Raw genomic sequence first — 9,554 nt, 5'->3', positions numbered from 1 at the left:
CGCGCGCCGCCCCCGGCACGCCGGCATCCGCCAGCCGCCGGGCCGCGGCGCCCAGCAGCGCGGCGCGGTCGCTCACGCCTCCATCTCCGCCAGCTTGGCCGCCTGATCCGCGGTTTGCAGGGCGTCGATCAGTTCGCCCAGATCGCCGCCCATCACCTGATCGAGCTTGTAGAGCGTGAGGTTGATGCGATGATCGGTCACGCGCCCCTGCGGGAAATTATAGGTGCGGATGCGTTCCGAACGGTCCCCCGAGCCCACCTGCCCCTTGCGATCCGCGGCCCGCGCCGCCTCTGATTCCCGACGTTGGCGATCCAGCAGCCGGGCGCGCAGCACCTGCATGGCCCGGGCGCGGTTCTGGTGCTGGGACTTTTCCGAGGACAGCACCACGATGCCGGTGGGGATGTGGGTGATGCGCACCGCCGAATCGGTGGTGTTCACATGCTGCCCGCCAGCCCCGGAGGCGCGCATGGTGTCGATGCGGATGTCGCTCGCGGGGATGTCGATCTCCACCGCCTCGGCCTCGGGCAGCACCGCGACGGTGGCCGCCGAGGTGTGGATGCGGCCCTGGCTTTCGGTTTCCGGCACGCGCTGCACCCGGTGCACGCCGGATTCGTATTTCAGCCGCGCGAACACGCCCTCGCCCTTCACCGCGGCCACGACCTCGCGATAGCCGCCCAGTTCCGCCGGGCTTTCGTCGAGCAGTTCCATGCGCCAGCCCTGGGTTTCGCAAAACCGCTGATACATGCGCAGCAGGTCGCCGGCGAACAGCGCCGCCTCGTCGCCGCCGGTCCCGGCGCGGATTTCGAGGATCGCCGGGCGCGCGTCGGCGGCGTCGCGGGGAATCAGCGCCAGGCGCAGGGCGCGTTCGACTTCGGGCAGCCGGGATTCGAGGGTTTGCAGTTCTTCCCGCGCCATGTCCTTCATCTCGGGATCTTCCAGCATGTCGCGCGCGTCGGCGATTTCCCGCGCCAGGCGGCGCCAGGCGGCGGCCTGTTCGGCCACCGGGCGCAGGGCCGCGTAATCGCGGCTGAGGGCGACGAAATCCGCCGCGTCGCCGCCCTGCGCGAGGCTGGCTTCGAGAAATTCGAACCGTTGCAGGATCTGGTCGATTTTTTCGCTGGGGATCATGGGAGGCTATTGACCCCGCCGTTTCGCGCGGGTCAAGCCCCGCGCGATCGCGCCGCTACCATGTGCGGCGGTTTTGCGCTATGATGGGGGCATGTCGATCACGCGGATATCGTTGAGCGGGCTCATCGGCCTCGGCGCCCTGCTGGCGCTCGCGCCCGCCTCCGGGCAGGCGCAGGACTGGACCCCGCCCCCCGCCAAGGAGGGGTTCAGCTACCCGGACTGCTTTTGCAGCAATCGCGGGCAGTTGGTGCCTTTGGGCGGGCTGGCCTGCCTGACCGTCGGCGACCGCGTCTATCTGGCGCAATGCAAGATGTCGCTCAACAACCCGGTCTGGCGCGAGGTGCAGGACGGCTGCCCCTCGGCGCGCCTGCAAGGCGGCCCCGCCGCCGACCCCGGGTCAGCCTTCGAAGCGCCGCAGAGCGTCGAGCCAGGCTGACAGCCGCGCCGCGTTGACCCCGAAATCATCCCGCCCGAAGCGCGATCGCGAATAGATCGCCAGCGTCGATCCCCGCGCCCCCACCGGCAGCGCGCGCACCGAGATGTAGTCGGGATAGCCCATCAGCAGCGAACGCTGCACATAGGTCGCCCACAGATCCCCGGGCGCCCCGGCGATGCGCGCCACGCGCGGCTGCGCCAGCGCCATGCGGTCGAATTCCTCCATGATACGCCGGGGCGACAGCACATAGACCGGCGCGGCCATGTCGGCGCGCGACGCCGCGCCTTCGGGCGCCGACAGCGCGTCGTTGACGCGGTCGCCGCGCTGCGCCTGCATGGGGTCGATGTGCCAGATCGCCGGGTCGTCCGCGACCATGCGAAACCAGACCGCGCCGCCGATCATCGCCAGCGCCGCGAGGATCAGCGTCAGCGTCAGCCCGCGAAGGATCACCTTGCGCATGGACTATTCCGCCGCGTCCGGCGCCGCGCGGGCGGCCTCGATCTCGGCGGCCTTGCGTTCGACCAGCTCGACGATGTGATCGACCATGCCGTCATTCTTCAGCTTGTGATGCTGCAGCCCGGCCAGGTAGACCATGCCCGATCCGGCGCCGCCGCCGGTGAAGCCGATATCGGTCTCGCGCGCCTCGCCCGGGCCGTTGACCACGCAGCCGATGATGCTGAGCGACATGGCGGTGTGGATATGGGCGAGCTTTTCCTCCAGCAGCGCCACGGTCTTGATCACGTCGAATCCCTGCCGCGCGCATGAGGGGCAGGAGATGATCGTCACGCCCCGATGGCGCAGATGCAGGCTTTTCAGGATCTCGAAGCCGATCTTCACTTCCTCGACCGGATCCGCCGACAGGCTGACGCGCAGGGTGTCGCCGATCCCCGACCACAGCAGGTTGCCCAGCCCGATGGCGGATTTCACGCTGCCGGACACGAAGCCCCCGGCCTCGGTGACGCCGAGATGGATCGGCGCGTCGGTGGCCTCGGCCAGCTGCTGATAGGCGGCGGCGGCGAGGAACACGTCCGAGGCCTTCACCGAGATCTTGAATTCGTGGAAATCATTGTCCTCCAGCAGCCGGATATGGTCCATGCCGCTTTCCACCATCGCCTCGGGGCATGGCTCGGCGTATTTTTCCAGCAGGTGGCGTTCCAGCGATCCGGCGTTGACGCCGATGCGCATGGAGCAGCCGTGATCCCTGGCGGCGCGGATCACCTCGCGCACCCGGTCGCGGGATCCGATGTTGCCGGGGTTGATGCGCAGGCAGGCGGCGCCGGCCTCGGCGGCCTCGATGGCGCGGCGATAGTGGAAATGGATGTCGGCGATGATCGGGGCCGGGACCTCGCGGCAGATTTCCGCCAGCGCCGCGGTGGAGGCCTCGTCGGGGCAGGACACCCGCACCATGTCGGCCCCGGCCTCGACGCAGGCCAGCGCCTGTTCGATGGTGGCGCGCGCGTCCGAGGTGATGGTGTTGGTCATGGTCTGCACCGAGATCGGCGCGTCGCCGCCGACCTCCACCGCGCCGACCCTGATCTTGCGGCTCTTGCGGCGCGCGATGTCGCGCCAGGGGCGGATGCTCATGATTCTGGCCCTGTCAGTCGGGGGTGGCGGATCGGCGCCGCGCGGTCGCGCGCGCCATGTCCGCCAGAAATAGGCGCGCCGGGCGGCGCTGTCCATCGCCAAGCGGGGGGCGCCCAGCGCGTTTGCGCGCCCGTTTCAATGCGATTGCGGCCGCGCGCCGGTTCCGGCCCGATTGCCGCGGCGGGGGGCGGCGCCGGGGATTGGCGCCGGGGATTGGCGGGCCGGCTCAGTCGTCGAGCTTGAGGCGCGCCTCGGTGCGCGGCGCCGGCGTCGCGGGCTGCGGGGCCAGGATTTCGGCCAGCGCATAGGCGTCGCGCAGGCGCGCGGGGTCGAGCGAGATCTTCTTGACCACGCCGCCGGAGACCCCCAGCGGGCCGCGAATCTCGCCGTCGACCTGGATGTAGACGCCGCCGGCATTGCCCGCGCGCAGCCTCGCGCCGGTCACGCCGTCGGGGATTTCGAAGCGGTCGCCGGGTTTGAAGATGCGCTGCACCAGCGTCGATCCGTCGCCCGCGCGCACCCGGATCCATGCGGGTTCGGCGGCCAGCACCCAGACCCCCCTGGGCGCCGGGGCGGCGGCGGGCGCGGGCGCGGGCGCGGAGGCCAGCAGGGTCGGCCCGGCCTCGGCGGCGCCGGAATCGGCCGCCGCGACGGGCGCGGCGTCGTCCGGCTGGCCCGATCCGGCGGCGACGCGCGCCGGCGGGGGCGCGAACAGGCCCGAGCTTTCGGGGTTGATGGCGGCGATGGGCCCGTCGCGCAGGGCGATGTCGGGGGCCGAAAGGTCGCGGGGCGCGTAGAGTTCCTCGAGCGCGGCGTCGCGCCGGGCGTCATCCGCCGAGGCCAGGCGATCCGGCGCCTGATCGGGGCGCGCGCCGCTCCGGTCCCCGGACTTGCCCCCGGCGCCGTGCCCGGTGGACGCGAAGGCCTGTATGGTGAAATCCGGCAGCGCGACGTCGGCCGGGGTCTCGCCCGATCGCGGCGCGTCGGGCGAGGGCGCAAAGCCCACGCGCTGGATGTCCTGCAGCAGATACCAGCCGCCATAGCCGAGCCCGGCGACCAGCGCCGCCAGCACCGCCACCGAGGCGATCCCGGACATGGACACGCCGATGCCGATGCGCCGCGCGCTGCCCAGCGGGGCGGAGAAATGGTTGCGCGCCAGCGCCGGATCATAGGCGGGCGCCGCGCCCATGCCGATGCCGCGCCGCAGCATTCCCGGCAGGGCGGCGAGCGCCGCGCCGACGCGCCGCTCGCCCGCCGCCGGGACGCGATCGCGAGGTCGGTCGCGGGGCCGGTCCTGCGCCGGGCTGCCGGCGAGGCCGGCGAAGCCGCTCTCGTCGCAGAACCGCTGATAGATGTCGGATGGATCGAGCAGCAGATAGCGCGCATAGGCGCGCACGTAGCCCGCGACGAATCCCCGATTGGGAAACACCGAGGCGTCGCAATTCTCGATCGCGTCGATATAGCTGGCCTTGATCCGCAGGTCGCGCTGCACGTCGAGCAGCGACTTGCCGAGCGAGGCCCGGCATCCCCTGAGGTCGTCGCCGAGCCGCACTTCGTAGGAATCGAAGCCCCGAAGCTCGGTCACCGGTTCTGTCACTTGCCTGTCGGTCATCACTGCTCTGACCTGCACTGCTTGTACGCTTGTCGACGCGCATTTTTGATCGTGGCTTGCCGCCGGCGGCGCCGATGCGGGTGGTGCGCTCACTTATATCCGGAAAAAAACGATTCGAACATGCGTCCGGGCAAGAACCATCGTCAATTCACGTTAATCTTGCGCCGGGCGCCCCGCGCGACCCCCGCGCGACCTCGGTGCGAACCTCGCGTGAACCTGTCGTGAACGAAACCCGCGCCGCTTGGGCGGGCCTGATCGTCGCCCCTGCGTCGGGACGCCTGCCATGGGATGTTGTGGTGGAGCCGAGGAGGATCGAACTCCTGACCTTCGCATTGCGAACGCGACGCTCTCCCATCTGAGCTACGGCCCCGTTGCGGCGTCTGATAGTCGGGTCGCTTTGGCGTGTCAAGCGGGCGTCGCAGGGAAATCCGCGCGCCGCGCGGTCGCTGCGGCGAGGGGCGTTCGAGACCGGTTCGGGCAGGCGTTCGGGCAGGCGTTCGCCCCAATCCGGCTTGTCGCGATTGCGGCGCCGGCGCGCAGGCGACTTGAACGCGGCGGCGCGGGGCGCTACCTCTGCCCCGGCGACTGACAATGACCAACCGGCTTAGGCCAAGAAGGGCGGACCGCGACCATGAATTCCATCGCTACGATCCTGATGATGGTGCTCAACCTGGCCTGGTGGGTGATCATCATCCAGGCGGTGATGAGCTGGCTGATCAATTTCGACGTGATCAATCTGCGCCAGCCCTTCGTCTATCAGATCTGGTCCACGCTGAACCGGATCACCGAACCGCTCTACCGCCCGATCCGCGCCTTCCTGCCCAGCATGGGCGGGCTCGACCTGGCGCCGCTGGTGATCCTGTTCGCCATCTTCGCGCTGCAGGTGGTGGTGATGAACAACCTCGCCTTCGCGTTCTGAGCCCGCATTGACCCCCCGGGCTCCGGTCCCCTGGACGCGCATCGACGGCGGGCTGCGCGTGGCGCTGCGCCTGACGCCGCGGGGCGGGCGCGACCGCATCGACGGCGTGACGCGCGACGCCGAGGGCCGCCCGGCGCTGGGCGCGAGGGTCTCGGCCCCGCCGACCGACGGGCAGGCCAACGCGGCGCTGGTCAGGCTGCTGGCGAAAACCCTGCGCGCGCCGAAAAGCGCAATCCGCATCGCGCGCGGGGCGTCGGCGCGGATCAAGATCATCGAGATCGACGGCGATCCGGCGGCGCTCGAAGCCGCGTTTCGCGCGGCGCTGCCCGACAAGGCGTAAGCGCGCGGTCTGCGGCGCGGTCTGCGGCGCGCGCCGCGCATCGCCGCCCCGGGCCCGCGGCATCCCGCCATTGCCCATGCCGCGGCGATGCAATATCAAAGCCCGAACGGCTCGGCCAAAGCGCTGTCGGTTCAAGGGAGATCGCTGAATGTATAGGGTCTGGGGCTTTCTGAACGAATACTCCCTGCTGCTCATCATAGGCGCCGTCATCGCGCTGATCTGGGCCAATATCGATCCCGCCAGCTACCACCATTTCATCGACATGGAACTGGTCGACGACGCCTGGATCGGCCGCCTGGAGTTCGACCCCGAGGGCAACGCCAAGCGGGTCCTGACCCTGCACTACCTGATCAACGACGTGCTCATGGCCTTCTTCTTCGCCATCGCCGGCAAGGAGGTCTGGGAGGCCGTGGCCCTGAAAAACGGCTCCCTGCGCGGCAAGAAGGCGGTGACGCCGCTGGTGGCCACGCTGGGCGGCATGCTGGGGCCGATCGCGGTCTACATGGGCATCGCCGCGGTGATGGGCTCGACCACGTTCGAGGCGGTGTCCAACGGCTGGGCGATCCCCACCGCCACGGACATCGCCTTTTCCTACCTGGTGGGCCGGCTGGTGTTCGGGGCGGGGCATCCGGCGGTGCGCTTCCTGCTGCTGCTGGCCATCGCCGACGACGCCGCCGGGCTGACCATCCTGGCGATCTTCTACCCCTCGGGCGAACTGGCGCCGGCATGGCTGCTGGTGTCGATCGGCGCGGCGCTGGGGGTGTATCTGCTGGCCAACCGGCTGCCGCGCATCCTCGATCGCGGCGACAAGACCCACCCGGCGACCACATGGGTGCGGCGCCGTCTCGGCTTCTGGCCCTATGCGCTGGCCGCGGCGATCAGCTGGTACGCGTTTCAGGAATCGGGCATCCACCCGGCGCTCGGCCTGCTGCCGATCGTGGTCACCATTCCTCATGCCGACATCAGCTTCGGCATGTTCTCCGAGGCCGAATCGCATCTCCACGACCTGCTCAACGAGATCGAGCACCGCCTGAAGACCCCGGTCGAGGTGGTGCTGCTGTTCTTCGGCCTGGCCAATGCCGGGGTGGAGTTTTCGGCCATGGGCGACGCCACCTGGCTGGTGCTGGCGGGGCTGCTGATCGGCAAGCCGCTGGGCATCGCGCTGTTCGGCTGGATCGGCGCCAGGCCGCTGGGATTCGGGCTGCCCGAGGGCATGCGCATGACCGATCTCGTGGTGCTGGGCTGCGTCGCGGCGATCGGCTTCACCGTGGCGCTGTTCGTGGCCTCGGTGGCCTTCCCGCCGGGCGCGGTGCAGGACGCCGCCAAGATGGGCGCGCTGTTCAGCTTCGCCGCGGCGGCGGTGTCGTTAATCGTTGGCAAGCTTTTCCGGGTAGAGAAGAAGCCGATCTGATCGCCGCCCTCCCCCTCCGCCGGACGGGGAGGGCGTCACCGACATCCGCGCGCCACAGGCGACCTTGCCCCGGGGAGATTCCGCCAGCATGACCAATCGGCAAGATCGCGGCGCGCCGCAGGGCGCAGGCCCGGACACCGGCGCGCGGCCTGATGGGCGCCCCGATGCGGGCCCCGATTCGGGCCCCGTCGGGGGAACCGACGCGGCGATGGATCCCGACGCCCCGATCATGGTGACCGGCGCCGCCGGCTTCATCGGCTTCTTCCTCGCCGAACGACTGCTGAAATCCGGCCTCACGGTGGTCGGGCTCGACAATCTCAACGATTACTACGACGTGTCGCTCAAGCAGGCGCGGCTGCGATTGCTGCGCCAGCACCCGCGATTCGCCTTCGTCGAGGCCGATCTCGCCGATCTGCCGGCGATGACCGCCGCATTCGACGCCCATCGCCCGCGCTACGTGGTCAATCTCGCCGCTCAGGCCGGGGTGCGCCATTCCATCGACCATCCCCACATCTACGCCCAGACCAATCTGGCGGGCTTTCTCAACGTGCTCGAACAATGCCGCCGCACCAAGGTGGCGCATCTGGTCTACGCGTCCTCCTCCTCGGTCTATGGCGGCAACGCCAAGGCGCCCTTCTCGGTCAGCGACGGCGTGAACCATCCGGTCAGCCTCTACGCCGCGACCAAGAAGGCCAATGAATTGATGGCCCACACCTATTCCAGCCTCTACGACCTGCCGGCGACCGGGTTGCGCTTCTTCACCGTCTACGGGCCGTGGGGGCGCCCGGACATGGCCTATTTCAAGTTCACGAAGGCGATTTTCGAGGGCCGCCCGATCCAGATCTACAACAACGGCGACATGGAGCGGGATTTCACCTATGTCGACGACATCGTCGAGGGCGTCGCCCGGCTGATCCCCCACATCGCCGCGCCGAACCCGGATTTCGACCGCGCCGATCCCGATCCGGGCACGAGCTGGGCGCCGCACCGGCTGTTCAACATCGGCAATCGCCGCAAGGAACGGCTGATGACCATGATCCGCATCCTCGAGGACGCCACCGGCCGCGAGGCGATCAAGCGATTCCTGCCCATGCAGCCGGGCGACGTGCAATCCACCTGGGCCGACATGGCCGGGCTGGAGGCGGCGGTGGGCTTTCGCCCCGACACGCCGCTCGACGTGGGACTCGGGCGTTTCGTCGACTGGTATCGCGATTTCTACCGGGTCTGAGCCCTTAACCCCGTTTTCAGACTGAGCGGCCATCCTGCATCTCGGCGACGCACAGGGCGCCGGGCGTCGGAATTGGGCATGATCGAATTCAGGAACGTCTCGAAATCCTTCTGGAACGGCTCGTTCCGAACGGTGATCCTGTCGGAGGCTTCGTTCCAGGTGCCGCTGGGGCGCGGGCTCGGCATCATCGCGCCCAACGGCGCCGGCAAGACCACGCTTGTCAACATGATGGCCGGGCTGGAGAAACCCGACGAGGGCCAGATCCTGCGCGCCGCCCGCATCTCCTTTCCCGTGGGCATGAAACCCGGGGTGGTCGGCGAACTCACCGGCGCGGAAAACGTGCGCTACATTGCCCGCATCTACGGCGTCGACCCCGATTACGCCGAGGCGTTCGCCTATGACTTCTCCGAACTGGGTCCGCATTTCCACATGCCGGTGCAGGTCTATTCCAGCGGCATGAAGACCCGGCTCGGGATCTCGCTGCTGCTGGCGCTGAAATTCGACATCTACCTGATCGACGAGGCGTTTTCCGTGGGCGACGGCAAGTTCGGGCGCAAGGCCGCCGGATTCATCCGCCAGACCCTGAGCAACGCCACGGTGGTGATGGTCTCGCACAATCTCGAGCAGCTCAAGACCTTTTGCGAAAGCGCCGCGGTGCTGCGCGACGGCCGGCTGCACCTGTTCGACCGCTTTGCGGATGCGGAGGCGATGTATGTCAACGGCGCCTGATCCACCCCCCTCCGAGGCGGCGGCGCTGAAGGCCGCCAAGCGCGCGCGCAACCGCGCGCGCCGCGAAAAGCGCGCGGCGAAGGCCGATGCGGCGGCGCAGGCCGAGGCGCGGGTCGAGGCGCGGGTCGAGGCGCCGGACGGGGCGCAGGCCGGGGCGCAGGCCAAGG

The 9,554-nt window shown here is 69.4% G+C and carries 11 protein-coding genes and 1 tRNA gene; 7 read left to right on the top strand and 5 right to left on the bottom strand.

Annotation, left to right across the window (positions count from 1 at the left end):
* Window positions 1-72: 72 nt before the first annotated feature.
* On the bottom strand, window positions 73-1,128 hold the full coding sequence (gene prfA, locus AC1HC7_RS13710) for a peptide chain release factor 1 (protein WP_479495898.1): 1,056 nt from the start codon (window positions 1,126-1,128) through the stop codon (window positions 73-75).
* Window positions 1,129-1,219: 91 nt separating this feature from the next.
* Here prfA and AC1HC7_RS13705 point away from each other — a divergent pair, with 91 nt between their 5' ends.
* On the top strand, window positions 1,220-1,564 hold the full coding sequence (locus AC1HC7_RS13705) for a hypothetical protein (RefSeq protein ID WP_479495897.1): 345 nt from the start codon (window positions 1,220-1,222) through the stop codon (window positions 1,562-1,564).
* Here AC1HC7_RS13705 and AC1HC7_RS13700 read toward each other — a convergent pair.
* From AC1HC7_RS13700 to AC1HC7_RS13685, 4 genes are all read right to left on the bottom strand, one after another.
* Complete coding sequence (locus tag AC1HC7_RS13700; protein WP_479495896.1) at window positions 1,526-2,023, bottom strand: DUF1499 domain-containing protein; 498 nt, start codon at window positions 2,021-2,023, stop codon at window positions 1,526-1,528. The genes AC1HC7_RS13705 and AC1HC7_RS13700 overlap by 39 nt on opposite strands.
* Window positions 2,024-2,026: 3 nt before the next feature.
* Window positions 2,027-3,148, bottom strand: coding sequence for a flavodoxin-dependent (E)-4-hydroxy-3-methylbut-2-enyl-diphosphate synthase (gene ispG, locus AC1HC7_RS13695; RefSeq protein WP_479495895.1), 1,122 nt, complete (start codon window positions 3,146-3,148; stop codon window positions 2,027-2,029).
* 226 nt (window positions 3,149-3,374) lie between these two features.
* Window positions 3,375-4,760: a helix-turn-helix domain-containing protein gene (locus tag AC1HC7_RS13690; protein WP_479495894.1), complete on the bottom strand. Its 1,386-nt coding sequence runs from the start codon at window positions 4,758-4,760 to the stop codon at window positions 3,375-3,377.
* A 294-nt stretch (window positions 4,761-5,054) separates the two neighbouring features.
* A tRNA-Ala gene (locus AC1HC7_RS13685) sits at window positions 5,055-5,130 on the bottom strand.
* 261 nt (window positions 5,131-5,391) lie between these two features.
* Between AC1HC7_RS13685 and AC1HC7_RS13680 the strand changes: the two genes are divergently transcribed.
* The 6 genes from AC1HC7_RS13680 to AC1HC7_RS13655 all read left to right on the top strand — a co-directional run.
* Window positions 5,392-5,679 carry a YggT family protein gene (locus AC1HC7_RS13680; RefSeq protein ID WP_479495893.1) on the top strand — a complete coding sequence of 96 codons (288 nt, stop codon included), beginning with the start codon at window positions 5,392-5,394 and terminating at the stop codon, window positions 5,677-5,679.
* 7 nt (window positions 5,680-5,686) lie between these two features.
* Entirely contained in the window at window positions 5,687-6,019 is a 333-nt protein-coding gene (locus AC1HC7_RS13675) for a DUF167 family protein (protein ID WP_479495892.1), read from the top strand.
* A 148-nt stretch (window positions 6,020-6,167) separates the two neighbouring features.
* On the top strand, window positions 6,168-7,430 hold the full coding sequence (locus AC1HC7_RS13670) for a Na+/H+ antiporter NhaA (RefSeq protein ID WP_479495891.1): 1,263 nt from the start codon (window positions 6,168-6,170) through the stop codon (window positions 7,428-7,430).
* Between the two features lie 208 nt (window positions 7,431-7,638).
* Window positions 7,639-8,658, top strand: coding sequence for an NAD-dependent epimerase (locus AC1HC7_RS13665; protein WP_479495890.1), 1,020 nt, complete (start codon window positions 7,639-7,641; stop codon window positions 8,656-8,658).
* Between the two features lie 78 nt (window positions 8,659-8,736).
* Entirely contained in the window at window positions 8,737-9,387 is a 651-nt protein-coding gene (locus AC1HC7_RS13660) for an ABC transporter ATP-binding protein (protein ID WP_479495889.1), read from the top strand.
* A partial coding sequence (locus AC1HC7_RS13655; RefSeq protein WP_479499124.1) for a hypothetical protein occupies window positions 9,371-9,554 on the top strand: 184 nt, incomplete at its 3' end. The genes AC1HC7_RS13660 and AC1HC7_RS13655, both read left to right, overlap by 17 nt.

This window comes from Oceanicella sp. (assembly GCF_056449545.1).
The sequence above is the reverse complement of the archived record's forward strand: the minus strand, read 5'-3'. Positions and strand labels throughout refer to the sequence as shown.